This is a genomic window from Billgrantia ethanolica (assembly GCF_021404305.1).
Lineage (GTDB): Bacteria > Pseudomonadota > Gammaproteobacteria > Pseudomonadales > Halomonadaceae > Halomonas > Halomonas ethanolica.
The window spans coordinates 1-26,388 of sequence record NZ_JABFTX010000002.1; the positions used below are offsets into that span (position 1 = coordinate 1).

Here is a 26,388-nt window from a genome sequence, read left to right on the forward strand (position 1 = left end):
GAGTGGACGCACCTCTGGTGTTCCGGTTGTCACGCCAGTGGCATTGCCGGGTAGCTACGTGCGGACGGGATAACCGCTGAAAGCATCTAAGCGGGAAGCCCCCTTCAAGATGAGACATCCCCGAGGCCTCGAGCCTCCTGAAGGGCCCAGCGAGACCAGCTGGTTGATAGGCCGGGTGTGGAAGCGCTGCAAGGCGTTGAGCTAACCGGTACTAATGGCCCGTGAGGCTTGACCATATAACCCCAAGGGGTCTGCGCATTGCGCGCGCAATTGACGGATACGCCCCGTGACCGCAAGGCACGGACGAGACGATCGCGTCAGCATGATTCCAACCGTTTTCGCCTGACGACCATAGCGAGTGGGAACCACCTGATCCCATGCCGAACTCAGCAGTGAAACCGCTCAGCGCCGATGGTAGTGTGGGGCCTCCCCATGCGAGAGTAGGTCATCGTCAGGCACTTCTTCAGAAACCCCGGCCAACTGGTCGGGGTTTCGTCGTTTAGGGGCCTCCCATGGAGAGTAGCGGGGAGCCGCCCTGGACATCGTCAGGCATTTATTCCAAAAATCCCGAGTACGAAAGTGCTCAGGATTTTTTCATGGGCATGGGTCGGCCCGCTCTCTGTTTCGTGGGGCCGGTCCGCGAAGGGCGGGGCGCTCTCACCCCCCCATGCGAGAGTAGCGGAGCGCCGCCCGGGACATCGTCAGGCACTTATTCAGAAACCCCGGCCAACTGGTCGGGGTTTCGCCGTTTAGGCCCTTATCTCTCCCAAACCCCGAGCTTAGCCGAGCTCGGGGTTTTTCTTTATCCGATCAATGCGTTTCCGCCGCAGCGGCAGTTCGCTAGAATGACTTTTTTCCCGACCAGGGCAATAGAGCATGACCATCGGTGATCTCATTCGGCTGCTGAGCGACGGAGAGTTCCATTCCGGCGAGCAGTTGGGGGAACGGCTGGGTGTATCGCGCACCGCGGTGTGGAAGCAGCTCAAGAAGCTCGAGGCAATGGAGATCCCGCTCGAGGCGGTCAAGGGGCAGGGGTACCGCCTCTCTGCGCCGCTGGAGCTGCTGGATGGGTCGCGAATCGTGGCCGAACTGTCGCGCAAGGGGCGGCAGCATCTGGCCAGGCTCTTCGTCGAGGAGACGCTTCCCTCGAGCAACGAATTCATTCGCCAGCGCTTCGCTCAAGGTGCCGGGCATGGCGAAGTGTGCCTGGTGGAGCAGCAGAGTGCGGGGCGCGGACGGCGTGGGCGGGTCTGGACGACGCCCTGGGGGCGTGCGCTGATGCTGTCGGTCGGGTGGCGCTTCGAAACCGGCGTGGTGGCGCTGGAGGGGTTGAGCCTCGCGGTGGGGGTCGCGCTGTCTCGCGTACTGGAGCGCCACGGTGTATCTTCCAGGCTCAAGTGGCCGAATGATGTGCTACTCGAGGATGAGGCGGGGCATCTGGGCAAGCTGGCAGGCATCTTGGTCGAAATCAGCGGGGACGCAGCGGGTCCGTGTGAGGTCGTGGTGGGCATGGGCATCAACTTCGACCTTCCGGCGAGCTTCCGAGAGACGATCGAGCAGAGGGTGGCTGCCGTACATGATCAGGCCGCGTCGCTCTCACGCAATCGCCTGGCAGCTGAGCTGTTGGATGAGCTCATGCCGCTGCTGGCCGAGTATGAGGCATCCGGTTTTGTCGCCTGGCAAGAGGAGTGGAATGCACGGCATGCCTTTCAGGGTTGTCAGGTCGAAGTGCAGAGAGGGCAGCAGCGGTTCACGGCAACGGCCGAAACCGTCGATGCCTCTGGCAACCTCTGGGTTTGCCATGAGCGTGGGCGAGAGCGCCTGGGAGGTGGTGAGATCAGCGTGCGTGGGCGTACATGATCCTTGACCTGGACATCGGCAATACGCTTTCCAAGTGGCGGCTGAAGGATGCCGACAGCAGCGAGATTCGCTCACGGGGAGCCGTCTGGACCCGCGAGGAGTGGAAGCCCGGCTCCGATATTCCCGATCTTGACGTGGTGGAGGCGGTGCGAATCTCGAGCGTTGCGCGCCAGGCGGTGCTGGAGCAGACGGTCACGCTGCTGCAGAGCCGGGTGCGCAGCGTCCATGTGGCGCGCTCGGTACCCGAAGCCTTGGGCGTGGTCAACGGCTACCAGGAGCCTCATCGTCTGGGCGTCGATCGCTGGATGGGCGTGCTGGCCGGCTACCAGCTGGCCGGTGGGTGCTGCGCCGTGGATTGCGGCAGTGCCATTACCATCGATTTCGTGCTGCCGGGCGGGCGTCACCTGGGGGGCTATATCCTGCCGGGGCTGCGTCTGATGAAGGAGAGCCTGCAGCTCGGCACGCGCAATGTGGCCATCGATCCCGATAGCGAGGCAGAGGAGCTGCTGCTGCCGGGGCGGCGTACCGTCGAGGCCGTGAATCATGGCATCTATCTGGCCGCTGTCAGTGCCGTCAATCGAATCTATGCCGAGGTCTGCGACCGTGAAGGGATCGCCTTGCCGCTGCTGCTGACGGGCGGTGATGCGCGCGTGGTGGCGCGAGGGGTACATTCGCCCCATGCGATATGGCCTGACATGGTCTATGGCGGGCTCGAGGCGTGTTTTCCGCTGACCGCCGCCGAGCGAGCCGGGCGCATGTCGGGTGCGCCACGCGTGCCTGAACCTGCAGGCCTCGAAAAAATCAGGGCAGGCCTTGCATTCTCCATGCTGCTTTGACACAATGCAGCGCGTTCCGAGGCCAAGGGGTCGCCGCACTGGCGGGCTTTTCGGCAAGTGGCTGATAAGTAAGCGCTTGACATGGCTTCGGTAGGCGGTAGAATGAGCCGCCATCTGGAGGGGTTCCCGAGTGGCCAAAGGGAGCAGACTGTAAATCTGCCGCGAAAGCTTCGAAGGTTCGAATCCTTCCCCCTCCACCAGATTGTCCCATCGAGGTGTGAGTCTGGATGGGAAGAGTGGGTAGGCGGGCATAGTTCAATGGTAGAACCTCAGCCTTCCAAGCTGATGGTGCGGGTTCGATTCCCGCTGCCCGCTCCAGGTGTTCAGCTGTGATAGCTTGGGTGCGAAAGGTTTTGCTCATGTAGCTCAGGGGTAGAGCACACCCTTGGTAAGGGTGAGGTCGACGGTTCAAATCCGTCCATGAGCTCCAATACAGAAAGGCGGGCCTGGGCTCGCCTTTCTTTTCTTCACGGCGCAGTTGCGTCGGGAAGGGTTGCCACGAGGCGGAGCATCCGCTATCATGGCGCCCGCTGTTGCGTCTGCGTCTGCAAGAGGTGCTGCGTAACAGGTACAGGCCAGTAGCTCAATTGGCAGAGCAGCGGTCTCCAAAACCGCAGGTTGGGGGTTCGATTCCCTCCTGGCCTGCCAACCTTCCCCAGGTTGGCTTCTTCATACGAACATGCTCGATTGCCGCACCCTGAGGAGTCTCGTTTTCATGAAACACAACGCCGAGGTGCAGGAGTCGCGCCACGACGGGCTCAAGTGGGCGGTTGTCGTCACGCTGGTGACGCTTGCTGTGGTGGGCAATACCTACTTCGCCGATCAGGCGCTTCTCTATCGTGTGCTTGGTGTCGTGGTGCTCTGTCTGGGTGCTGCCGGACTTGCCCTGACGACCGCCAGGGGGCGCGATCTCGCCGAACTGGCCAAGAGCGCCAAGAAAGAGATTCAGCGTGTGGTGTGGCCGACCCGTCCCGAAACGGTGCAGACGACCGCCATCGTGCTGGTCGCAGTGCTGATCGTCGGGCTGATGCTGTGGCTGATCGACACCCTTCTTAGCTGGGCGATGTCCGGCGTCATCGGTTAGGAGTCTTCATGTCCAAGCGTTGGTACGTCGTTCACGCCTACTCCGGCTTCGAGAAGCATGTCATGCGCTCCCTCAAGGAGCGCGTGAAGATGTATGGCATGGAGGATCGCTTTGGCGAGATCCTGGTGCCGACCGAAGAGGTCGTCGAGGTGCGTGACGGCAAGCGTCGCAAGAGCGAGCGCAAGTTCTATCCCGGCTACGTGCTGGTCGAGATGGAGATGGACGACGGGACCTGGCACCTGGTCAACGAGACCCCGCGCGTGATGGGGTTCATCGGTGGTACCAAGGAGAAGCCGGCGCCGATCACCCAGAAAGAGGCTGACGCCATCCTGCGTCGCGTGAAGGACGGCAGCGACAAGCCGCGGCCCAAGACCATGTTCGAGCCGGGTCAGTCCGTGCGGGTCATTGATGGTCCCTTTGCCGACTTCAATGGCGTGGTCGAAGAGGTCAACTACGACAAGAGTCGCCTGCAGGTCAGCGTGCTGATCTTCGGTCGGGCGACGCCTGTCGAACTCGAGTTCTCGCAGGTCGAGAAGGAATGATTCTCGACCTCTGATTTGCTTTGTGGCCGCTTAGGCGGCCGTTTAACCCGGGGAGCCGCAAGGCGCTACTACCCAACTGGAGTCTACTCATGGCCAAGAAAGTACAGGCTTACATCAAGCTGCAGGTTGCAGCTGGTAAGGCCAATCCGAGTCCCCCCGTGGGCCCCGCGCTGGGTCAGCACGGCGTGAACATCATGGAGTTCTGCAAGGCGTTCAACGCCGCGACGCAGGAGATCGAGCCGGGTCTGCCAACTCCCGTGGTGATCACCGTCTATTCCGACCGCAGCTTCACCTTCATCACCAAGACGCCGCCGGCGGCCGTCCTGCTGAAGAAGGCGGCTGGCATCAAGTCCGGCTCCGGTGAGCCGAACAAGAAGAAGGTCGGCACCGTGACCCGTGAACAGCTCGAAGAGATTGCCAAGACCAAGGAGCCGGATCTGACGGCTGCCGATCTCGACGCCGCGGTGCGTACCATTGCCGGTAGTGCCCGCAGCATGGGCCTCAACGTGGAGGGTCTCTGATCATGGCCAAGCTTTCCAAGCGCGCTCAGATGATTCGCGAGAGGGTTGACGCCTCCAAGGCTTACAGTCTGGAAGAGGCCGTGGCTCTGCTTGCCGAGCTCTCTACCGTGAAATTCAAGGAGTCGCTGGACGTCGCCATCAATCTGGGCGTCGATCCGCGTAAATCCGACCAGGTGGTGCGTGGCGCTACCGTCATGCCCAACGGTACCGGCAAGGACGTGCGCGTTGCCGTGTTCGCTCAGGGTGCCAATGCAGACGCCGCCAAGGAAGCCGGTGCCGATATCGTCGGCATGGACGACCTGGCCGAGCAGGTCAAGAAAGGTCAGCTCGACTTCGACGTGGTCATCGCTTCGCCGGACGCCATGCGCGTGGTCGGTCAGCTGGGCCAGATCCTCGGTCCGCGCGGCCTGATGCCAAACCCCAAGGTCGGCACCGTGACGCCCGACGTGGCCACCGCGGTGAAGAATGCCAAGGCCGGTCAGGTGCGTTTCCGTACCGACAAGAACGGCATCATTCACACCACTCTGGGCAAGGTCGACTTCGATGCCGACGCCATCCGCGGCAACCTGGAAGCGCTGGTCGCGGACCTCAAGCGTCTCAAGCCGAGCACGTCCAAGGGTATCTATTTCAAGAAGGTCACCCTGTCCACTACCATGGGCCCGGGCCTGACCCTCGACCACTCTGCCCTCGTCTAAGGACGCGGTAGAGAAGAGTTGCAAGAACTTTGCGGTCCCCGAGGTCCTGCCTGGCAGGGGCGAGGGGCACCGTCAAAGACCGCAGGTGCCGCCCTCTTTCGAGTGGGCGGCTTAATCTCCCCTAGGGGTGCCTGCGCAGATGGTGTGGCCGCCAGAACGCTGGTGAGCACCATCACCCAGGACTCCCATCGGCGCTTGCGCTGAGGGGAGAGATGGTAACCACCGGAGTCCGCTTATGCGGTTCCGGCACGAAGGAGTGATCACTGTGCCACTAGCACTCGAAGGCAAGAAGGCGATCGTTGCCGAGGTCAGTGAAGCTGCCAAGAGCGCACTCTCCGTCGTAGTTGCCGATTCTCGTGGCGTCACGGTCGAGAAGATGACCGGTCTGCGCAAGCAGGCCCGCGAGAATGGCGTCCAGCTGCGTGTTGTTCGCAACACCCTGGCACGCCGCGCCCTTTCCGGCACTCAGTGGGAGTGTCTGAACGAGAGCTTCGTCGGTCCGACTCTGCTGGCGTTTTCCACCGAGCATCCGGGCGCTGCCGCCCGTCTGTTCAAGGATTTCGCCAAGGATGAGAAGAACTTCGAAGTCAAGGCGCTGGCCTACGAAGGCGAGCTGATTGCGGCAAGCGACATTGACCGTCTGGCAACCCTGCCGACTTATGACGAGGCAATCGCCAAGCTGATGTCCGTCATGAAGGAAGCATCTGCCGGCAAGCTGGTTCGTACTCTGGCCGCCCTGCGCGACCAGAAGCAGGAACAGGCCGCCTAATCGGCGAACTCGTTGCTGTAGCCTGAATCGAACACTGAATAGAGCGCTCGGTGCGCCGAGGCTCCCGCAAAGTTAGGAATACCGAAATGGCACTGACCAAAGAAGACATCATCAACGCCGTCGCCGACATGTCCGTGATGGAAGTCGTCGAGCTGATCGAAGCGATGGAAGAGAAGTTCGGCGTCTCTGCCGCTGCCGCCGTTGTGGCCGGTCCGGCTGCTGGTGGTGAAGCCGCTGCCGAAGAGCAGACCGAGTTCGACCTGGTGCTGGCCAGCGCCGGCGACAAGAAGGTCAACGTGATCAAGGCTGTGCGCGAGATCACCGGTCTGGGCCTGAAGGAAGCCAAGGCTGCCGTCGACGGCGCCCCGGCTACCATCAAGGAAGCCATGCCCAAGGCAGAGGCCGATGAGGCCAAGAAGAAGCTGGAAGAAGCCGGCGCCACCGTGGAACTCAAGTAACCCCTTGGTTTCCATGGCTTCACGCGCTGCGTAAGCTTCCACGGCTGGTGGCGGGCCCTCCCGCTGCCGGCCTTTTTCTGTTGCACTAGCGCCTTGCTGACGCAGCGTCGCTAGCAGAATCCCGACGGCGAGCTACCCCCTGTGGAGCTTGCCGTCAGCGCCTGACGGGGGCGGTCTCGTCGGGCGGCGCCGACCACGCATCGGTCACCCATGGTGAACAAGCTGGGGAATACAGATGGCTTACTCATACACTGAGAAAAAACGCATCCGCAAGGATTTCGGCAAACTGCCCCAAGTGATGGATGTGCCCTACCTGCTGGCGATCCAGCTTGATTCCTACTACGACTTCCTCCAGCAGGACCGCGCGCCCGATGAGCGCCTCGAGACCGGACTGCATGCGGCGTTCAAGTCCGTGTTCCCGATCGAGAGCTTCTCCGGCAACGCGGCGCTCGAGTACGTCAGCTATCGCTTCGGTACCCCGGCCTTCGACGTCAAGGAGTGCCAGCTGCGTGGCGTCACCTACTCCGCTCCCTTGCGGGTCAAGGTTCGCTTGATCATCTACGATCGCGACTCTTCCAACAAGGCCATCAAGGACATCAAGGAGCAGGAAGTCTACATGGGGGAGATCCCCCTGATGACCGAGAACGGCACCTTCGTGGTCAACGGCACCGAGCGGGTCATCGTCTCCCAGCTGCATCGCTCGCCGGGCGTGTTCTTCGATCATGACAAGGGCAAGAGCCACTCCTCGGGCAAGCTGCTCTATTCCGCTCGTGTGATTCCTTACCGCGGCTCCTGGCTCGACTTCGAGTTCGATCCCAAGGACAACGTCTTCGTGCGCATCGACCGTCGCCGCAAGCTGCCGGCCACGGTGCTGCTGCGCGCGCTGGGTATGAGCGCCGAGGAGATCCTCGACGAGTTCTTCGACACCAGCGTCTTCCACATCGAGAAGAGCGGTTTCTCGGTGGAGCTGGTGCCGTCGCGCCTGCGTGGCGAAACCGCCACCTTCGACATCAAGGATGCGGATGGCAACCTGATCGTCGAGGAAGGTCGCCGTATCACCCAGAAGCACATCCGTCAGTTGGAGAAGGCAGGCCTCGAGCGCCTCGAAGTGCCGATGGACTACCTGTTCGGCAAGACCCTGGCCAAGGATCAGGTCGATGCCAATACCGGCGAGCTGATCTGCCCCTGCAACAGCGTGATCACCCCGGAACTGCTCGAGAAGCTGGGCCAGGCCGGCATCACCAAGCTCGAGACGCTGTACACCAACGATCTCGACTGCGGCCCGTTCGTCTCCGAGACCCTGCGTCTGGATACCACCAGCTCGCAGCTCGAGGCGCTGGTCGAGATCTACCGCATGATGCGCCCCGGCGAGCCGCCCACCAAGGAAGCCGCCGAGACGCTGTTCCACAACCTGTTCTTCACCGAAGACCGCTACGACCTTTCCGGCGTCGGTCGCATGAAGTTCAACCGTCGCCTGCGTCGTGATTCCGACGTCGGCTCCGGCGTGCTCGACAATCGTGACATCCTCGACGTGCTCAAGGAGCTGATCTACATCCGTAACGGCTTCGGCGAAGTCGACGATATCGATCACCTGGGCAACCGTCGTATCCGCTGCGTCGGCGAGATGGCCGAGAACCAGTTCCGCGTGGGCCTGGTGCGCGTCGAGCGTGCGGTCAAGGAACGTCTCTCCATGGCCGAGAGCGAAGGCCTGATGCCGCAGGACCTGATCAATGCCAAGCCGGTGGCGGCGGCGGTCAAGGAGTTCTTCGGTTCCAGCCAGCTCTCGCAGTTCATGGACCAGAACAATCCGCTCTCCGAGGTCACCCACAAGCGCCGCGTCTCCGCGCTTGGTCCGGGCGGCCTGACCCGCGAGCGGGCCGGCTTCGAGGTGCGCGACGTTCACGCCACCCACTATGGCCGTCTGTGTCCGATCGAGACCCCGGAAGGCCCGAACATCGGTCTGATCAACTCGCTGGCCACCTATAGCCACACCAACAGCTACGGCTTCCTCGAGACGCCGTATCGCAAGGTGGTGGATCGCCAGGTCACCGACGAGGTGGTGCACCTCTCGGCCATCGAGGAAGGCGACTTCATCATCGCCCAGGCTTCGGCCACTGTCGATGAGAGCGGCAAGCTGGTCGACGACCTGGTGCAGGTGCGCCACAAGGGCGAGACCACCTTCATGCGCCCCGAGCAGGTCACCCTGATGGACGTGTCTCCGCGTCAGGTGGTCTCCGTGGCCGCGGCGCTGATTCCGTTCCTCGAGCACGACGACGCCAACCGAGCTCTGATGGGCTCGAACATGCAGCGTCAGGCGGTGCCGACCCTGCGCGCCGAAAAGCCGCTGGTGGGTACCGGCATGGAGCGCTTCGTCGCCCGTGACTCCGGCGTATGTGCCGTGGCGCGTCGCGGCGGGGTGATCGACTCGGTCGACGCCAAGCGCATCGTGGTACGTATCAACGAGGACGAGATCATCGGCGGTGAAGCCGGCGTCGACATCTACAACCTCACCAAGTACGTGCGTTCCAACCAGAACACCTGCATGAACCAACGCCCCATCGTGCGTCCGGGCGACGTGGTCGAGCGTGGCGACATCCTGGCCGACGGTCCCTCCGTCGACATGGGCGACCTGGCGCTGGGCCAGAACATGCGCATCGCCTTCATGCCCTGGAACGGCTACAACTTCGAGGACTCGATTCTGCTCTCGGAGCGCGTGGTGCAGGAGGATCGCTTCACCACCATCCATATCCAGGAGCTGACCTGCGTTTCCCGCGATACCAAGCTGGGACCGGAGGAGATCACCTCGGACATCCCCAACGTGGGCGAGTCGGCACTCTCCAAGCTGGATGAGGCCGGCGTGGTCTACATCGGTGCCGAAGTCGGCCCGGGCGACATCCTGGTGGGCAAGGTCACGCCCAAGGGCGAGACCCAGCTGACCCCGGAAGAAAAGCTGCTGCGGGCGATCTTCGGTGAGAAGGCTTCCGACGTGAAGGACACCTCGCTGCGTGCCCCCACCGGCATGCGCGGGACCGTGATCGACGTGCAGGTCTTCACCCGCGACGGCGTGGAGAAGGACTCCCGGGCGCTGGCCATCGAGCAGATGCAGCTCGACGAGGTGCGCAAGGACCTGCAGGAGACCTACCGCATCGCCGAGGACGCCACCTTCGAGCGTCTCAAGCGCACGCTCTCCGGCCAGCCGGTCAATGGCGGACCCAAGCTGAAGAAGGGCGACGTGCTCTCCGACAGCTACCTCGACGAACTGCCGCGTCAGCAGTGGTTCAAGCTGCGTCTGCAGGACGAGTCGCTCAACGAGCTGTTGGCCCAGGCCGACGAGCAGTTGGAGAACCGTCGCAAGGAGATGGAGGAGCGCTTCGAGGACAAGAAGCGCAAGCTGACCCAGGGCGACGACCTGGCGCCGGGCGTGCTCAAGATCGTCAAGGTCTACATGGCGGTCAAGCGTCGCATCCAGCCGGGTGACAAGATGGCCGGCCGTCACGGTAACAAGGGTGTCATCTCGGCGATCATGCCGGTAGAAGACATGCCTTTCGACGACAACGGCGTGCCGGTGGACATCGTCCTCAACCCGCTGGGCGTACCGTCGCGGATGAACGTCGGTCAGATCCTCGAGACCCACCTGGGCCTGGCGGCCCAGGGCCTGGGCGTCAAGATCGACGCTCTGCTGCGCGATGCACGCACCCAGCAGGTGAGCGAGATACGCGAGTTCCTGGGCAAGGTGTACAACTCCACCGAAGGTACCCGGATCGAGGACATCGAGTCGCTCTCCGACGACGAGGTGATCGCCCTGGCCAAGAACCTGCGCGGCGGTGTGCCGATGGCCTCGCCGGTCTTCGATGGCGCGGCGGAAAGCGAGATCAAGCACCTGCTGCGCCTGGCGGGTCTGCCGGATTCCGGCCAGATGGCGCTGTACGACGGGCGTACCGGTGACGCCTTCGACCGCCCGGTGACGGTGGGCTATATGTACATGCTCAAGCTCAACCACCTGGTGGACGACAAGATGCACGCCCGTTCCACTGGCTCCTACTCGCTCGTCACCCAGCAGCCGCTGGGCGGTAAGGCGCAGTTCGGCGGTCAGCGTTTCGGTGAGATGGAGGTGTGGGCGCTGGAAGCTTACGGCGCCGCCTATACCCTCCAGGAGATGCTCACGGTGAAGTCCGACGACGTGGAAGGTCGCACCAAGATGTACAAGAGCATCGTCGACGGCGACCACACCATGCATGCCGGCATGCCGGAATCCTTCAACGTACTGGTGAAGGAAATCCGTTCGCTGGGCATCGATATCGAGTTAGAGAGCTAGGAGCCGACTCCATGAAAGATTTGGTGAAAGTCCTCAAATCGCAATCACAGTCCGAAGAGTTCGACGCGATCAAGATCTCGCTCGCCTCGCCGGACATGATTCGCTCCTGGTCCTATGGCGAGGTCAAGAAGCCCGAGACCATCAACTACCGCACCTTCAAGCCGGAGCGGGACGGGCTGTTCTGCGCCAAGATCTTCGGTCCGGTGAAGGACTACGAGTGCCTGTGCGGCAAGTACAAGCGCATGAAGCACCGCGGCATCATCTGCGAGAAGTGCGGCGTCGAGGTGACCAAGGCCGCCGTGCGCCGCGAGCGCATGGGCCACATCGAGCTGGCCTCGCCGGTGGCGCACATCTGGTTCCTCAAGTCGCTGCCGTCGCGTATCGGCATGTTCCTCGACATGACCCTGCGCGACATCGAGCGGGTGCTCTATTTCGAGAGCTTCGTGGTCATCGATCCGGGCATGACCACCCTGGAGCGCGGCCAACTGCTCAACGACGAGCAGTACTTCGAGGCCCTCGAGGAGTTCGGTGACGACTTCGATGCCCGCATGGGCGCCGAGGCCATCCAGGCGCTGCTCAAGGACATCGACCTCGCCGAGGAGGTCGACCGCCTGCGCGAGGAGATCCCGCAGACCAACTCCGAGACCAAGATCAAGAAGCTCTCCAAGCGGCTCAAGCTGCTGGAGGCCTTCCTCAACTCCGGCAACGATCCGGCGTGGATGGTCATGGAAGTGCTGCCGGTGCTGCCGCCGGACCTGCGTCCGCTGGTGCCGCTGGACGGCGGTCGCTTCGCCACCTCCGACCTCAACGACCTGTATCGTCGGGTGATCAACCGCAACAACCGCTTGAAGCGGCTGCTCGACCTTAACGCGCCGGACATCATCGTGCGCAACGAGAAGCGCATGCTGCAGGAAGCGGTCGATGCGCTGCTCGACAACGGTCGTCGTGGCCGGGCCATCACCGGCTCCAACAAGCGTCCGCTGAAGTCGCTGGCCGACATGATCAAGGGCAAGCAGGGGCGCTTCCGTCAGAACCTGCTGGGCAAGCGCGTCGACTACTCCGGCCGTTCGGTGATCACCGTGGGGCCGACCCTGCGTCTGCACCAGTGCGGTCTGCCGAAGAAGATGGCGCTCGAGCTGTTCAAGCCGTTCATCTATTCCAAGCTGCAGACCTTGGGTCATGCTTCCACCATCAAGGCAGCCAAGAAGATGGTCGAGCGCGAGCTGCCCGAGGTGTGGGACATCCTCGCCGACGTCATCCGCGAACACCCGGTGCTGCTCAACCGTGCGCCGACCCTGCACCGTCTCGGCATCCAGGCCTTCGAGCCGCTGCTGATCGAGGGCAAGGCGATCCAGCTGCACCCGCTGGTATGTGCCGCCTACAACGCCGACTTCGACGGTGACCAGATGGCGGTACACGTGCCGCTGACGCTGGAAGCCCAGCTCGAGGCGCGGGCGCTGATGATGGCCACCAACAACGTGCTGTCGCCGGCCAACGGTGACCCGATCATCGTGCCGTCTCAGGACGTGGTGCTGGGTCTGTACTACATGACCCGCGAGAAGATCAACGCCAAGGGCGAGGGCATGGTGTTCTCCGACCTCAAGGAGGTGGAGCGTGCCTTCGGTACCCAGAGCGTGTCGCTGCATGCCCGGGTCAAGGTGCGTCTCACCGAGGTGATCATCGACGAGGAGAGCGGTGAGCACAGCACCGCCCGCACCCTCTACGACACCACTGTGGGTCGTGCGCTGCTGTTCCGTATCCTGCCCGACGGCGTGCCGTTCGAGCTGGTCGATCAGCCGATGAAGAAGAAGGCGATCTCCAAGCTGCTCAACGAGGTGTATCGTCGTGCCGGCCTCAAGCCGACGGTGATCTTTGCCGACCAGTTGATGTACACCGGTTTCCGTATGGCGACCTGGTCCGGCGCTTCCATCGGCGTCAACGACTTCGTCATTCCCGACGCCAAGAGCGAGATCGTCGAAGCCGCCGAGGCCGAGGTCAAGGAGATCGAGGACCAGTTCTCCTCCGGTCTCGTCACCGCCGGTGAGAAGTACAACAAGGTCATCGATATCTGGTCCAAGGCCAACGACAAGGTGGCCAAGGCGATGATGGCGGGTATCTCCAAGGAGACCGTGATCGACCGCGACGGCAACGAGGTGGAACAGGACTCGTTCAACAGCGTGTTCATCATGGCCGACTCCGGTGCCCGGGGTAGCGCGGCTCAGATCCGTCAGCTGGCGGGTATGCGTGGTCTGATGGCCAAGCCGGACGGCTCGATCATCGAGACACCCATCGTGGCCAACTTCCGCGAGGGTCTGAACGTACTGCAGTACTTCATCTCGACCCACGGCGCGCGTAAGGGTCTGGCGGATACCGCCCTCAAGACCGCCAACTCCGGTTACCTGACCCGTCGTCTGGTCGACGTGGCGCAGGACATGGTGATCACCGAGACCGATTGCGGCACCGAGCAGGGCCTGACCCTGCACCCGGTCATCGAAGGCGGCGACATCATCGTCTCCCTGGCCCAGCGCGTGCTGGGTCGCGTGGTGGCCCAGGACGTCATCGACCCCAGCACCGAAGAAGTGCTGATCGAGAAGGGCACCCTGCTCGACGAAGCCTGGTGCGAGCGTCTCGACACCATGGGCGTCGACGAGATCGTGGTGCGCAGTGCCATCACCTGCGAATCGACTCACGGGGTCTGCTCGTCGTGCTACGGCCGCGATCTGGCCCGCGGGCATCAGGTCAATATCGGTGAGGCCGTCGGCGTCATCGCCGCCCAGTCGATCGGTGAGCCGGGTACCCAGTTGACCATGCGTACCTTCCACATCGGCGGTGCGGCATCGCGTGCCTCCGCGGTGGACAGCGTGCAGGTCAAGCACGGCGGCAAGGTCCGTCTGCACAACATGAAGTTCGTCGAGCGCACCGACGGCAAGCTGGTGGTGGTGTCCCGTTCCAGCGCCCTGGCGGTGGCCGACGAGCACGGCCGAGAGCGCGAATACTACAAGCTGCCCTACGGCGCCGAGCTGTCGATCAAGGACGGCGACGCGGTGGATGCCGGCCAGATGGTCGCCAAGTGGGATCCGCACACCCACCCGATCATCGCCGAGGTCGAGGGCAAGGTGCAGTACGTCGACATGGTCGAGGGCGTCACCATCCACCGCAGCGTGGACGAGATGACCGGCCTGTCGTCGATCGAGGTGATCGAGTCGGCGGCGCGTCCGCAGGCCGGCCGCGACAGCCGCCCGATGATCCTGCTCACCGACGAGAGCGGCGAGCCCATCAGCGTGACGGGCTCGAACACCCCGGTGCAATACTTGCTGCCCGGCAAGGCCATCGTCTCGGTCGACCATGGTGCCAAGATCGGTATTGGTGAAATCGTCGCCCGTATTCCGGTGGAAGCGTCCGGCAACAAGGACATCACCGGTGGTCTGCCCCGTGTGGCCGATCTGTTCGAAGCGCGTAAGCCGAAGGAGCCGGCCATCCTCGCCGAGATCAGCGGTACGATCAGCTTCGGCAAGGAGACCAAGGGCAAGCGTCGTCTGACCATCACGCCGGACGACGGTGGCGATCCGTTCGAGATGCTGATCCCGAAATGGCGCCAGATCGCGGTCTTCGAAGGCGAGACCGTGGAGAAGGGCGAGGTGATCTCCGATGGCCCGAGCAACCCCCACGACATCCTGCGCCTGCTGGGTGTGGCGGAGCTGGCCAAGTACATCACCGCTGAGATCCAGGAGGTCTATCGCCTCCAGGGCGTGGGCATCAACGACAAGCACATCGAAGTGATCGTGCGTCAGATGCTGCGCAAGGTTGAGATCACCGACTCGGGCGACTCGGATTTCATCCCGGGCGACCAAGTCGAACTGGTCAAGGTGCTCGAGCAGAATACGCTGCTTGAACATGCCGAGAAATTCCCGGCTCGCTACCAGCGCGTGCTGCTGGGTATCACCAAGGCCAGCCTGGCCACCGAATCGTTCATCTCCGCGGCCTCCTTCCAGGAGACCACGCGGGTGCTGACCGAGGCGGCGGTTACCGGCAAGCGCGACTACCTGCGCGGCCTCAAGGAGAACGTGGTGGTCGGTCGTCTGATCCCGGCAGGTACGGGGCTGGCCCACCATCAGGAGCGTCGCCGCAAGCGGGAAGATACCGAGCGTCTGCTCCACCCGTCGGCTTTCGACGTCGAGCAGGAGCTGGGTGCCCAGCTCACCGCCCTCGACTCGGACGACGACGAGCTGTAAGCGAGGTGGGCGTCAGGTGCCGGGAAGCTCCCCGTCGCTTGACGCCTGACCCCGTTAGACCTTAGAATGCGCAGCCTTTAACAGTGGGGTGGGTGCGCCCGCGTCCGCTGAAAGGCAAGGCAACCATTGGAGTCAGCTACACAACATGGCAACGATCAACCAGCTCGTGCGCAAGCCGCGCAAGCGCCCCGCCGCCAAGAGCGACGTGCCGGCGCTGCAGGCCTGTCCGCAGAAGCGCGGTGTCTGCACCCGCGTCTATACCACTACCCCGAAGAAGCCGAACTCGGCCCTGCGTAAGGTCTGCCGTGTGCGCCTGACCAACGGGTTCGAAGTTTCGTCCTACATCGGCGGTGAAGGTCACAACCTTCAGGAACACTCTGTCGTGCTGATCCGCGGCGGCCGTGTCAAGGACTTGCCGGGTGTGCGTTACCACACCGTGCGCGGCGCCCTCGACACCTCCGGCGTGCAGAACCGTAAGCAGGGCCGTTCCAAGTACGGCACCAAGCGTCCGAAGTCCTGATCGGCCTCGAGACGTTACCAGAATCAATTTCGGTCTGATAAGAGTAAGGTCGGGCGTCGCGGGTTCGAGATGAGCGTGCGGGAGTTCCGGGTTTGCCTGAAAGACCCTTCGATAGAGGGCTTGTCATGCCTAGAAGAAGAGTTGTTGCCAAGCGCGAGATCCTGCCGGATCCCAAGTTCGGAAGCGAGCGCCTGGCCAAGTTCATGAACCACCTGATGGTCAGCGGCAAGAAGTCCACAGCTGAGCGTATCGTCTACGGTGCGCTGGACACGGTTGCCGAGCGTAGTAAGGAAGAGCCGCTGGAGGTCTTCGATCGCGCGCTGGAAGCCATTCAGCCGATGGTCGAGGTCAAGTCCCGCCGCGTTGGCGGTGCGACCTATCAGGTGCCCGTGGAAGTTCGTCCCTCGCGTCGCCAGGCGCTGGCCATGCGCTGGTTGGTGGATGCGGCGCGCAAGCGCGGTGAAAAGACCATGGTGCAGCGCCTTGCCGGCGAAATGCTCGATGCCGCCGAAGGCAAGGGCTCCGCGGTCAAGAAGCGTGAAGACGTGCATCGCATGGCCGAGGCCAACAAGGCGTTCTCGCACTACCGTTTCTAAGCGCAGCGCCTCTCAACGCATCGCCAACCAACGGGGAGTTTCACCGTGGCACGCAAGACACCTCTCAACCGCTATCGCAACATCGGGATCTGTGCCCACGTCGACGCGGGCAAGACCACAACCACCGAGCGTGTACTGTTCTACACCGGCTTGTCTCACAAGCTGGGTGAGGTGCATGACGGTGCGGCGACCACCGACTGGATGGAGCAGGAGCAGGAGCGCGGTATCACCATTACCTCCGCTGCTGTGACGACCTTCTGGAAGGGCATGAACCAGCAGTTCGACGAGCATCGCATCAACATCATCGACACCCCTGGGCACGTCGACTTCACCATCGAAGTCGAGCGCTCCCTGCGCGTGCTCGATGGCGCCGTCGTGGTGCTGTGCGGCAGCTCCGGCGTTCAGCCCCAGACCGAGACCGTCTGGCGCCAGGCCAACAAGTACGAAGTGCCGCGCATGGTGTTCGTCAACAAGATGGACCGTACCGGCGCCGACTTCTTCATGGTCGTGAAGCAGCTCAAGGAGCGCCTGAACGCCAACGCCGTGCCGATCCAGATCAACTGGGGCACCGAGGACGAGTTCAAGGGCGTCATCGATCTGATCGAGATGAAGGCGATCCTTTGGAACGAAGCCGACCAGGGCATGAGCTACGAGCTCGTCGACATTCCCGCCGAGCTCCAGGAGACGGCCGAGGAGTATCGCGAGCAGATGGTCGAAGCCGCTGCCGAAGCCTCCGAAGAGCTGATGGACAAGTACCTCGAAGAGGGTGAGCTCACCAAGGAGGAGATCAAGGCCGGTCTGCGTCGTCGCACTCTGGACAACGAAATCGTGCTGGTCACCTGCGGCTCCGCGTTCAAGAACAAGGGCGTGCAGGCGGTGCTCGACGCCGTGATCGAGTACATGCCGTCTCCAGCCGAGGTCAAGGCCATCGAGGGTGAGCTGGACGACAAGGATGGCACCGTCGCCACGCGTGAAGCGGACGACAGTGCTCCTTTTGCCGCCCTGGCATTCAAGATCGCCACCGATCCCTTCGTCGGTACCCTGACCTTCATTCGCGTCTACTCGGGCGTGCTGAAGTCGGGCGACAGCGTCTATAACTCGGTCAAGCAGAAGAAAGAGCGCGTTGGTCGTATCGTGCAGATGCATGCCAACTCCCGCGAAGAGATCAAGGAAATTCTGGCCGGCGACATCGCCGCCTGCATCGGCTTGAAGGACGTCACCACCGGTGACACCCTGTGCGACCTGGAGAACAAGATCATTCTCGAGCGCATGGAATTCCCGGAGCCGGTCATCTCGGTGGCCGTAGAGCCGAAGTCCAAGGCCGACCAGGAGAAGATGGGCGTGGCGCTGGGCAAACTGGCCCAGGAAGATCCGTCATTCCGCGTCAAGACCGACGAAGAGACCGGTCAGACCATCATCTCTGGTATGGGCGAGCTGCACCTCGACATCATCGTCGACCGCATGCGTCGCGAGTTCAAGGTCGAGGCCAACATCGGCAAGCCGCAGGTGGCTTACCGCGAAACCATTCGCGGTAAGGTCGAGCAGGAAGGCAAGTTCGTGCGTCAGTCAGGCGGTCGTGGCCAGTACGGTCATGTCTGGCTGCGCATCGAGCCGCTCACCGAGGCGGACAAGGGCGAAGACGAAGAGATGCACTTCAAGTTCGCTTCCGAGATCGTCGGCGGTGTGGTACCCAAGGAGTACGTGGGTGCCGTCGAGAAAGGGGCCTACGAGCAGCTGCAGAACGGTGTCATCGCGGGTTACCCGATGATCGACGTCAAGGTCACGCTGTACGATGGCTCCTACCATGACGTGGACTCGAACGAGAACGCGTTCAAGGTCGCCTCTTCCATGGCTGTCAAGGAAGGGGCCCGCAAGGCCAAGGCCGTGCTGCTGGAACCGGTGATGAAGGTCGAAGTCGTGACCCCCGAGGATTTCATGGGTGACGTCATGGGCGACCTGAACCGTCGCCGCGGTCTGGTGCAAGGCATGGATGACTCTTCCTCCGGCAAGATCATCCGCGCGATGGTGCCTCTGGGCGAGATGTTCGGTTATGCAACCGATCTGCGTTCTCAGACCCAGGGTCGTGCGAGCTACGTTATGGAGTTCGCGAAGTACGAAGAGGCGCCCTCCAGCATCGTTGAAGCCGTCATCAACCAGAAAGGCTAACCGCTAGCAAACGTTAAAGAGGTTATCGAAGTGGCTAAGGAAAAATTCGAACGTTCCAAACCGCACGTCAACGTCGGCACCATCGGTCACGTCGACCACGGCAAGACCACTCTGACTGCGGCCCTGACTCGCGTTTCTGCTGAGGTTTTCGGCGGTGAATGGCGTCAGTTCGACTCCATCGACAACGCTCCGGAAGAGCGTGAGCGTGGTATCACCATCGCTACCTCGCACGTCGAGTACCAGTCCGAGAAGCGTCACTACGCTCACGTCGACTGCCCGGGGCACGCCGACTACGTCAAGAACATGATCACCGGTGCTGCTCAGATGGACGGCGCCATCCTGGTCTGTTCCGCTGCCGACGGCCCCATGCCGCAGACTCGCGAGCACATCCTGCTGTCTCGTCAGGTTGGCGTTCCGTACATCGTCGTGTTCCTGAACAAGGCCGACATGGTCGACGACGAAGAGCTGCTCGAGCTGGTCGAGATGGAAGTTCGTGAGCTCCTGAACGAGTACGACTTCCCGGGTGACGACACTCCGATCATCACCGGGTCTGCGCTGATGGCGCTGAACGGCGAAGACGAGAACGGCATGGGCACCACCGCCGTTGCCAACCTGATCAAGGCGCTGGACGACTACATTCCGGAGCCGGAGCGTGCCATCGATCAGCCGTTCCTGATGCCGATCGAAGACGTGTTCTCCATCTCCGGTCGCGGCACCGTGGTGACCGGTCGTATCGAGCGCGGCATCGTCAAGGCTGGCGAAGAAGTCGAGATCGTCGGTATCAAGGACACCACCAAGACTACCGTTACCGGTGTCGAGATGTTCCGCAAGCTGCTCGACGAAGGTCGTGCCGGTGAGAACGTCGGCGCCCTGCTGCGCGGCACCAAGCGTGACGAAGTCGAGCGTGGTCAGGTGCTGGCCAAGCCGGGTTCCATCAACCCGCACACCGTCTTCGAAGCCGAAGTCTACGTACTGTCCAAGGAAGAAGGTGGTCGTCACACCCCGTTCTTCAAGGGCTATCGTCCGCAGTTCTACTTCCGTACCACTGACGTCACCGGTACCTGTGAGCTGCCGGAAGGCGTCGAGATGGTCATGCCGGGCGACAACGTCAAGATGGTTATCACCCTGATCGCTCCGATCGCCATGGACGAAGGTCTGCGTTTCGCCATCCGTGAAGGCGGCCGTACCGTCGGCGCCGGCGTCGTGGCCAAGATCGTTCAGTAAGCCCTGGGCTACTGACTGATCGAAGGGGGCTCCGCGAGGAGCCCCCTTTCTGCGCACCTGATGCAGAGTGTTTGACTCTCGCATCCGGCGTGCATATAATGCGCATCCTTTGAATGCGTGGGTAGGCGGCTGGCGCCGTCGACATCCATTGGAGTTTAGGGCAAATGCAGAACCAGAAGATTCGCATTCGGTTGAAGGCATTCGACCATCGCCTGATCGACCAGTCCGCCGCGGAGATCGTTGATACCGCCAAGCGTACTGGTGCTCAGGTGCGCGGTCCGATCCCGCTGCCGACCAATCGTGAGCGCTATACCGTGCTGATCTCGCCGCACGTCAACAAAGACGCGCGTGACCAGTACGAGATTCGCACTCACAAGCGTGTGCTCGATATCGTCGAGCCGACCGAAAAGACCGTCGACGCCCTGATGAAGCTCGACCTCGCCGCCGGCGTGGACGTTCAGATCAAGCTCGACTAACCACACTAGACACCCGCGGCCCAGCGCTCTTTCAAGTGAGTGAGAGCAGCAGCCGCCACGCCGTGATGGCGTCATACAACGTGCTAGTGGAATGCTCTGGAAAGGGCAGCCATAGCGGGTGATAGCCCCGTACACTAAAGGAGACTGAGAATGACTATCGGTTTGCTCGGTAGAAAGGCCGGCATGACCCGTGTCTTTACCGAAGATGGCGCTTCCGTGCCCGTAACCGTGATCGAGGTTGAGCCGAATCGTGTCGCCAGCGTGCGGACCATCGAGTCCGACGGCTATGCGGCGATTCAGGTCACAACCGGCTCCCGCAAGGCCAAGCACCTCACCAAGGCTCAGGCAGGTCAGTACGCCAAGGCAGGTATCGAGGCCGGTCGTTCGCTGATGGAGTTCCGCCTCGCTGAAGGTGAGGAAGCTCCGGATGTGGGCGGCGAACTCACCGTATCCCTCTTCGAAGCTGGTCAGAAGGTCGACGTGACCGGCACCTCCAAGGGCAAGGGCTTCCAGGGCGCCGTCAAGCGCTGGAATTTCCGTACCCAGGATGCCACCCACGGCAACTCCCTGTCGCATCGTGCGCCGGGTTCCATCGGTATGTGTCAGACTCCGGGTCGCGTCTTCAAGGGCAAGAAGATGGCCGGTCAGATGGGCAACGTCCGCTGTACCGTCCAGAGCCTCGAAGTCGTGCGGGTCGATGCCGAGCGCAACCTGCTGTTGATCAAGGGTGCCGTGCCCGGTGCTACCGGCAGCGACGTCATCGTTCGCAGCGCCGTCAAAGCTGGCTGAAGGGGAGAGATCCGATGAATCTGAATCTTGCTGCAGGCGCGGGTACTGTCGAAGTCGCCGACGCCACCTTTGGCAAAGAATTCAACGAGGCGCTGGTTCACCAGGTCGTCACCGCCTATCTGGCCGGTGGTCGCCAGGGCACCCGTGCTCAGAAGACCCGTTCCGACGTTCGCGGCGGTGGCAAGAAGCCGTGGCGTCAGAAGGGCACCGGTCGCGCTCGCGCCGGTACCATCCGTTCGCCGCTGTGGCGCAGCGGTGGTGTGACCTTCGCGGCCCGTCCGCAGGATCACTCGCAGAAGGTCAACCGCAAGATGTATCGCGCCGCGATGCGTTCCATCCTGTCCGAGCTGGTGCGCCAGGAGCGTCTGATCGCCATCGACGAGTTTACCGTCGATGCACCGAAGACCAAGCAGCTGGTGGCCAAGCTCAACGAGCTGGGTCTGGAGAAGGCGCTGATCGTCACCGAGGAAGTCGACGAGAAGCTCTATCTGGCCGCCCGCAACATCCCCAACGTGGATGTGGTGGACGTGGCTGCTGCCGATCCGGTGAGCCTGATCGCCTTCGACAAGGTGCTGGTCACCGTCTCTGCTCTGCGTAAATTCGAGGAGAAGCTGGCATGAACCAGGAGCGCGTATTCAAGGTTCTGCTTGGTCCGCACGTGACCGAGAAGGCCGCTTTCGCCGCCGAGCGCAACCAGTATGTGTTCAAGGTGGCCAGCGACGCGACCAAGCCCGAAATCAAGCAGGCCGTTCAGGTGCTGTTTGGCAAGAAGGTCGACCGCGTCCAGGTGCTGAACATGAAGGGCAAGACCAAGCGCAGCGCGCACGGTCTGGGCCGCCGTCAGGGTTACCGCAAGGCGTACGTGACCCTGGCAGCTGGTGAAACGCTCGAAGACTTCACTGGCGCCGAATAAGGGCAGGAGTACGGATCATGGCAATCGTCAAGACAAAACCCACATCCGCCGGTCGTCGCCACGTCGTCAAGGTCGTCAGCGAAGACCTGCACAAGGGCAAGCCCTACGCGCCGCTGCTGGAAAAGCAGTCGCGCAGCGGTGGACGTAACAACAACGGTCGCATCACCACCCGCCACGTGGGCGGTGGTCACCGTCAGCATTACCGGATCGTCGACTTCAAGCGCACCAAGGATGGCATTCCTGCCATCGTCGAGCGCCTCGAGTACGATCCCAACCGTAGCGCCCACATCGCGCTGCTGAAGTACCTGGACGGCGAGCGTCGTTACATCATCGCGCCCAAGGGCGTGAGTGCTGGCGACAAGCTCGAGTCCGGCGTGAATGCAGCAATCAAGAAGGGCAACACCCTTCCGCTGCGCAACATCCCGCTGGGTTCCACCGTTCACTGCATCGAGCTCAAGCCCGGCAAGGGCGCCCAGATCGCTCGCAGTGCCGGTACCAGCGCCCAGTTGGTCGCTCGTGAAGGCAGCTATGCCACCCTGCGTCTGCGCTCCGGCGAGATGCGCAAGGTGCTGGCCGACTGCCGTGCGACCCTGGGTGAAGTGAGCAATTCTGAGCACAGCCTGCGTCAACTTGGCAAGGCCGGTGCAAAGCGCTGGAGAGGCGTGCGTCCGACCGTTCGCGGTGTCGCGATGAACCCGGTGGATCACCCGCACGGTGGCGGTGAAGGCCGCACCAGCGGTGGTCGTCATCCGGTTACGCCGTGGGGTGTGCCCACCAAGGGCCACAAGACCCGCAAGAACAAGCGCACTGATGCGCTGATCGTTCGCCGCCGCAAGGCCAAGTAACAGACACTAAGAGGTAACGGCTGTGCCACGTTCACTGAAGAAAGGTCCTTTTATCGACCTTCATCTGCTGAAGAAGGTTGAGGCTGCAGTGGAGAAGAACGACCGCAAACCGATCAAGACCTGGTCGCGTCGTTCCATGATCCTGCCGAACATGGTCGGGCTCACCATTGCTGTCCATAACGGTCGCCAACACGTCCCGGTGCACGTCTCCGAGGAAATGGTTGGCCACAAGCTGGGCGAATTCGCTGCCACCCGCACCTATCGCGGTCATGCGGCGGACAAGAAAGCCAAACGGTAAGCCAGAGAGGATTGAGAGATGGAAGTCACAGCTAAGCTGCGTGGCGCTCGTTTATCCGCCCAGAAGGCCCGTTTGGTGGCTGACCAGGTGCGCGGTAAGCCTGTCGCCGAGGCGCTCGACCTGCTGACCTTCTCACCGAAGAAGGCTGCCAAGCTGGTCAAGAAAGTGCTGCAGTCCGCCATCGCGAATGCGGAAGAAAACAACGGCATGGATATCGACGAGCTGCGTGTCTCGACCATCTGCGTCGATGAGGGCATGACGCTCAAGCGCATCAAGCCGCGGGCCAAGGGTCGCGCGGATCGCATCCTGAAGCGCACGTGCCACATCACCGTCAAGGTAGCCGAGAAGTAGGAGTCGACCAGATGGGTCAGAAAGTCAATCCGACAGGTATTCGGCTGGGTATCGTCAAGGACCACACCTCGGTGTGGTATGCCGAGCGCGGTGCTTATGCCGACAAGCTGAACAACGACCTCGAAGTGCGTCGCTTCCTCGAGGAGCGTCTGAAGAACGCTTCCGTGAGCAAGATCACTATCGAGCGTCCGGCCAACAATGCCCGTATCACCATTCACACTGCCCGTCCGGGCATCGTGATTGGCAAGAAGGGTGAGGACGTCGACAAGCTGCGTCGCGACGTCACCGCGATGATGGGCGTGCCCGTGCACGTCAACATCGAAGAGGTCCGCAAGCCGGAGCTGGACGCCAAGCTCGTCGCGCAGAACATCGCCGGCCAGCTCGAGCGTCGCGTCATGTTCCGTCGCGCCATGAAGCGTTCCGTACAGAACGCCATGCGCCTGGGTGCGGGTGGTATCAAGGTGATGCTGTCAGGTCGCCTGGGTGGTGCCGAGATCGCGCGTACCGAGTGGTACCGCGAAGGTCGCGTACCGCTTCACACCCTGCGTGCGGACATCGATTACGCCACCTACGAAGCAAAAACCACCTACGGCATCATCGGTGTCAAGGTTTGGGTCTTCAAGGGTGAAATCCTCGGGGGCATCGAAGAGGTCCGCGCCAAGGCCAAGCAACAGCCGCAGGCCGCGCCCTCCAAGAAGAAAGGTTCCAGGTAAGGGGAGAGCGAATCGATGTTACAGCCCAAGCGCATGAAATTCCGCAAGATGATGAAAGGCCGCAACCGTGGCCTGGCGCATCGCGGAAGCAAGATCAGCTTCGGGGAATACGGCCTGAAGGCAACCGGTCGCGGCCGCATCACGGCGCGCCAGATCGAAGCCGGCCGTCGTGCGATCACCCGTCACGTCAAGCGTGGCGGCAAGATCTGGATCCGCGTCTTCCCTGACAAGCCGATTTCCAAGAAGCCACTCGAAGTCCGTATGGGTAAGGGTAAGGGCTCCGTCGAGTACTGGGTCGCACAGATCCAGCCGGGTCGGGTCCTGTATGAAATCGAAGGCGTGTCCGAGGAGCTGGCCCGCGAGGCCTTCACCCTGGCCGCTCAGAAGATGCCCGTGTCCACCACCTTTGTGAAACGGACGGTGATGTGATGAAAGCCCAGGAAATTCGTGAAAAGTCAGTCGAGCAGCTCCAGGAGCAGCTCTTCGAACTCCTCCGCGAGCAGTTCAACCTGCGCATGCAGAAGGCCACCGGCCAGCTCAGCCAGACTCATCTGCTCAAGCAGGTTCGTCGGGACATCGCCCGGGTGAAGACTGTGCTCAACGAGAAGGCAGGTGACTGAGATGGCCGAAGAAAAGAAAGCCCGTACGCTCACCGGCAAGGTGGTGAGCGACAAGATGGACAAGTCCATCGTCGTCATGATCGAGCGCCGCGAGCGGCATCCGATCTATGGCAAGTACGTCAAGCGCTCCACCAAGCTGCACGCCCATGACGAGGCGAACCAGGCCAAGGCCGGTGATACGGTATCCATCCAGGAATGCCGTCCGCTGTCCAAGAAGAAGGCCTGGACGCTGGTCGAGGTGATCGAGCAGGCCAGGGGCTGAGCTCGGCGAGAGCAGTCAGATTAGGTTTGGAGAAAACCGATGATTCAGACTCAGACAATGCTGGATGTCGCCGACAACAGCGGAGCGCGCCGGGTGCAGTGCATCAAGGTGCTGGGCGGTTCGCACCGCCGCTACGCGCGGGTCGGTGACATCATCAAGGTCACGGTGAAGGAAGCCATTCCGCGTGGCAAGGTCAAGAAAGGCCAGGTCCTCAAGGCGGTGGTGGTTCGCACCCGCAGCGGTGTTCGTCGTTCCGACGGCTCGCTGATCCGCTTCGATGGAAATGCGGCAGTTCTGTTGAACAACACCAACGAACAGCCGATCGGCACCCGTATCTTCGGGCCGGTGACTCGTGAGCTTCGTACCGAGAAGTTCATGAAGATCATTTCCCTGGCGCCTGAAGTGCTGTAAGGAGCGAAGCGGACATGCAAAAGATCAAACGTGACGATGAAGTGATCGTCATCGCCGGCAAGGACAAGGGCAAGCGCGGCACCGTCAAGCGCGTCCTCAAGGACGAACGCTTCGTCGTGTCCGGTGTGAACATGATCAAGCGTCACACCAAGCCCAATCCTATGGCGGGCAATCAGGGCGGTATCGTCGAGCGCGAGGCTCCGATTCACGCGTCCAACGTGGCGATCTTCAACTCGGAGACCGGTAAGGCGGATCGCGTCGGCTTCCAGGTTAAGGAAGACGGTACCAAGGTACGTATCTACAAGTCGACGCAGACGCAGATCGACGCCTAACGCGAGTCGGGTAGCAAAATGGCGAACTTGAAAGAACGTTATCAGAACGAGGTGGTGGCTCAGCTCAAAGAGCAGTTCAGCTACGCCAACGTGATGCAGGTGCCGCGGATCACCAAGGTGACCCTCAACATGGGCATCGGTGACGCGACCAGCGACAAGAAGCTGATCGAGAATGCCATCGGCGACCTGGAGAAGCTCTCCGGTCAAAAGCCGCTGGTGACCAAGGCACGCAAGTCCATCGCGGGCTTCAAGGTGCGCGAAGGTTGGCCGATCGGCATCAAGGTGACCCTGCGCTCCGAGCGCATGTGGGAATTCCTCGATCGTCTGGTCAACATCGCGATCCCCCGCGTACGTGACTTCCGTGGTCTCAACCCGAAGTCCTTCGACGGTCGCGGCAACTACTCCATGGGTGTGCGTGAGCAGATCATCTTCCCGGAGATCGAATATGATAAGATCGACCGGATTCGTGGTCTGGATGTCACCATCACCACTACTGCCAACACCGACGAGGAAGGTCGTGCGCTGCTGAGCGCGCTGAACTTCCCGTTCAAGAAATAAGG

Annotated in this window: 28 protein-coding genes, 4 tRNA genes and 2 rRNA genes; all 34 read left to right on the plus strand. The window is 62.1% G+C overall.

Features of this window, described 5'->3' with window-relative positions; all coding sequences use genetic code 11:
• Positions 1–236 (plus strand): 23S ribosomal RNA (locus HOP53_RS08770); the annotation flags it as partial.
• Between the two features lie 105 nt (positions 237–341).
• Positions 342–457, plus strand: a 5S ribosomal RNA gene (gene rrf / locus HOP53_RS08775).
• Between the two features lie 419 nt (positions 458–876).
• Complete coding sequence (locus HOP53_RS08780; RefSeq protein WP_234269724.1) at positions 877–1,860, plus strand: biotin--[acetyl-CoA-carboxylase] ligase; 984 nt, start codon at positions 877–879, stop codon at positions 1,858–1,860.
• Positions 1,857–2,696 (plus strand): type III pantothenate kinase, encoded by an 840-nt coding sequence (locus HOP53_RS08785; protein WP_234269725.1) that lies wholly within the window; start codon positions 1,857–1,859, stop codon positions 2,694–2,696. Before HOP53_RS08780 ends, HOP53_RS08785 begins: the two co-directional genes overlap by 4 nt.
• A 116-nt stretch (positions 2,697–2,812) precedes the next feature.
• Positions 2,813–2,896, plus strand: a tRNA-Tyr gene (locus HOP53_RS08790).
• A gap of 44 nt (positions 2,897–2,940) precedes the next feature.
• A tRNA-Gly gene (locus HOP53_RS08795) sits at positions 2,941–3,014 on the plus strand.
• Positions 3,015–3,051: 37 nt separating this feature from the next.
• Positions 3,052–3,126 (plus strand) — tRNA-Thr (locus HOP53_RS08800).
• Between the two features lie 142 nt (positions 3,127–3,268).
• A tRNA-Trp gene (locus HOP53_RS08805) sits at positions 3,269–3,344 on the plus strand.
• 67 nt (positions 3,345–3,411) lie between these two features.
• Positions 3,412–3,780 carry a preprotein translocase subunit SecE gene (gene secE / locus HOP53_RS08810; protein WP_234269726.1) on the plus strand — a complete coding sequence of 123 codons (369 nt, stop codon included), beginning with the start codon at positions 3,412–3,414 and terminating at the stop codon, positions 3,778–3,780.
• A gap of 8 nt (positions 3,781–3,788) precedes the next feature.
• Positions 3,789–4,322 (plus strand): transcription termination/antitermination protein NusG, encoded by a 534-nt coding sequence (nusG, locus tag HOP53_RS08815; protein WP_010626455.1) that lies wholly within the window; start codon positions 3,789–3,791, stop codon positions 4,320–4,322.
• A gap of 89 nt (positions 4,323–4,411) precedes the next feature.
• Positions 4,412–4,843, plus strand: a complete 432-nt coding sequence (rplK, locus tag HOP53_RS08820; RefSeq protein WP_043514686.1) for a 50S ribosomal protein L11 — start codon at positions 4,412–4,414, stop codon at positions 4,841–4,843.
• 2 nt (positions 4,844–4,845) lie between these two features.
• The gene (gene rplA, locus HOP53_RS08825) at positions 4,846–5,538 is read left to right on the plus strand and encodes a 50S ribosomal protein L1 (protein WP_234269727.1); all 693 of its coding nucleotides are present in this window, start codon (positions 4,846–4,848) and stop codon (positions 5,536–5,538) included.
• 265 nt (positions 5,539–5,803) lie between these two features.
• Positions 5,804–6,307: a 50S ribosomal protein L10 gene (rplJ, locus tag HOP53_RS08830; protein WP_010626458.1), complete on the plus strand. Its 504-nt coding sequence runs from the start codon at positions 5,804–5,806 to the stop codon at positions 6,305–6,307.
• Between the two features lie 86 nt (positions 6,308–6,393).
• Positions 6,394–6,765: a 50S ribosomal protein L7/L12 gene (rplL, locus tag HOP53_RS08835; RefSeq protein WP_010626459.1), complete on the plus strand. Its 372-nt coding sequence runs from the start codon at positions 6,394–6,396 to the stop codon at positions 6,763–6,765.
• Between the two features lie 235 nt (positions 6,766–7,000).
• A complete protein-coding gene (rpoB, locus tag HOP53_RS08840; protein WP_234269728.1) occupies positions 7,001–11,080 on the plus strand; it encodes a DNA-directed RNA polymerase subunit beta in 4,080 nt (1,359 codons plus the stop codon).
• An 11-nt stretch (positions 11,081–11,091) separates the two neighbouring features.
• Entirely contained in the window at positions 11,092–15,312 is a 4,221-nt protein-coding gene (gene rpoC, locus HOP53_RS08845) for a DNA-directed RNA polymerase subunit beta' (protein WP_234269729.1), read from the plus strand.
• Positions 15,313–15,457: 145 nt separating this feature from the next.
• Positions 15,458–15,832, plus strand: a complete 375-nt coding sequence (gene rpsL / locus HOP53_RS08850; protein WP_010626462.1) for a 30S ribosomal protein S12 — start codon at positions 15,458–15,460, stop codon at positions 15,830–15,832.
• Positions 15,833–15,957: 125 nt separating this feature from the next.
• The gene (gene rpsG, locus HOP53_RS08855) at positions 15,958–16,428 is read left to right on the plus strand and encodes a 30S ribosomal protein S7 (RefSeq protein WP_234269730.1); all 471 of its coding nucleotides are present in this window, start codon (positions 15,958–15,960) and stop codon (positions 16,426–16,428) included.
• Between the two features lie 45 nt (positions 16,429–16,473).
• Positions 16,474–18,594 (plus strand): elongation factor G, encoded by a 2,121-nt coding sequence (gene fusA, locus HOP53_RS08860; RefSeq protein WP_234269731.1) that lies wholly within the window; start codon positions 16,474–16,476, stop codon positions 18,592–18,594.
• Positions 18,595–18,624: 30 nt separating this feature from the next.
• Positions 18,625–19,818, plus strand: coding sequence for an elongation factor Tu (gene tuf, locus HOP53_RS08865; RefSeq protein WP_234269732.1), 1,194 nt, complete (start codon positions 18,625–18,627; stop codon positions 19,816–19,818).
• A 164-nt stretch (positions 19,819–19,982) separates the two neighbouring features.
• A complete protein-coding gene (gene rpsJ, locus HOP53_RS08870; RefSeq protein ID WP_010626466.1) occupies positions 19,983–20,294 on the plus strand; it encodes a 30S ribosomal protein S10 in 312 nt (103 codons plus the stop codon).
• Between the two features lie 150 nt (positions 20,295–20,444).
• The gene (gene rplC, locus HOP53_RS08875) at positions 20,445–21,083 is read left to right on the plus strand and encodes a 50S ribosomal protein L3 (protein ID WP_234269733.1); all 639 of its coding nucleotides are present in this window, start codon (positions 20,445–20,447) and stop codon (positions 21,081–21,083) included.
• Between the two features lie 14 nt (positions 21,084–21,097).
• Positions 21,098–21,703 (plus strand): 50S ribosomal protein L4, encoded by a 606-nt coding sequence (gene rplD / locus HOP53_RS08880; RefSeq protein ID WP_086507993.1) that lies wholly within the window; start codon positions 21,098–21,100, stop codon positions 21,701–21,703.
• Positions 21,700–21,996 carry a 50S ribosomal protein L23 gene (gene rplW / locus HOP53_RS08885; RefSeq protein ID WP_010626469.1) on the plus strand — a complete coding sequence of 99 codons (297 nt, stop codon included), beginning with the start codon at positions 21,700–21,702 and terminating at the stop codon, positions 21,994–21,996. The genes rplD and rplW overlap by 4 nt, the downstream gene beginning before the upstream one ends.
• Positions 21,997–22,013: 17 nt before the next feature.
• Positions 22,014–22,841, plus strand: a complete 828-nt coding sequence (gene rplB / locus HOP53_RS08890) for a 50S ribosomal protein L2 (RefSeq protein WP_234269734.1) — start codon at positions 22,014–22,016, stop codon at positions 22,839–22,841.
• 22 nt (positions 22,842–22,863) lie between these two features.
• Positions 22,864–23,139 (plus strand): 30S ribosomal protein S19, encoded by a 276-nt coding sequence (gene rpsS / locus HOP53_RS08895; protein WP_009098993.1) that lies wholly within the window; start codon positions 22,864–22,866, stop codon positions 23,137–23,139.
• 18 nt (positions 23,140–23,157) lie between these two features.
• The gene (gene rplV / locus HOP53_RS08900) at positions 23,158–23,490 is read left to right on the plus strand and encodes a 50S ribosomal protein L22 (protein ID WP_010626471.1); all 333 of its coding nucleotides are present in this window, start codon (positions 23,158–23,160) and stop codon (positions 23,488–23,490) included.
• A gap of 11 nt (positions 23,491–23,501) precedes the next feature.
• On the plus strand, positions 23,502–24,203 hold the full coding sequence (gene rpsC / locus HOP53_RS08905) for a 30S ribosomal protein S3 (protein WP_086507995.1): 702 nt from the start codon (positions 23,502–23,504) through the stop codon (positions 24,201–24,203).
• Between the two features lie 15 nt (positions 24,204–24,218).
• Positions 24,219–24,632 carry a 50S ribosomal protein L16 gene (gene rplP, locus HOP53_RS08910; protein WP_010626473.1) on the plus strand — a complete coding sequence of 138 codons (414 nt, stop codon included), beginning with the start codon at positions 24,219–24,221 and terminating at the stop codon, positions 24,630–24,632.
• Entirely contained in the window at positions 24,632–24,823 is a 192-nt protein-coding gene (rpmC, locus tag HOP53_RS08915) for a 50S ribosomal protein L29 (RefSeq protein ID WP_010626474.1), read from the plus strand. The genes rplP and rpmC overlap by 1 nt, the downstream gene beginning before the upstream one ends.
• A gap of 1 nt (position 24,824) precedes the next feature.
• Positions 24,825–25,085 (plus strand): 30S ribosomal protein S17, encoded by a 261-nt coding sequence (gene rpsQ / locus HOP53_RS08920; RefSeq protein WP_010626475.1) that lies wholly within the window; start codon positions 24,825–24,827, stop codon positions 25,083–25,085.
• Between the two features lie 39 nt (positions 25,086–25,124).
• Complete coding sequence (rplN, locus tag HOP53_RS08925) at positions 25,125–25,496, plus strand: 50S ribosomal protein L14 (RefSeq protein ID WP_010626476.1); 372 nt, start codon at positions 25,125–25,127, stop codon at positions 25,494–25,496.
• A gap of 14 nt (positions 25,497–25,510) precedes the next feature.
• Positions 25,511–25,828 (plus strand): 50S ribosomal protein L24, encoded by a 318-nt coding sequence (gene rplX, locus HOP53_RS08930; protein ID WP_086507996.1) that lies wholly within the window; start codon positions 25,511–25,513, stop codon positions 25,826–25,828.
• 18 nt (positions 25,829–25,846) lie between these two features.
• Positions 25,847–26,386 carry a 50S ribosomal protein L5 gene (rplE, locus tag HOP53_RS08935; protein WP_010626478.1) on the plus strand — a complete coding sequence of 180 codons (540 nt, stop codon included), beginning with the start codon at positions 25,847–25,849 and terminating at the stop codon, positions 26,384–26,386.
• Positions 26,387–26,388 lie beyond the last annotated feature (2 nt).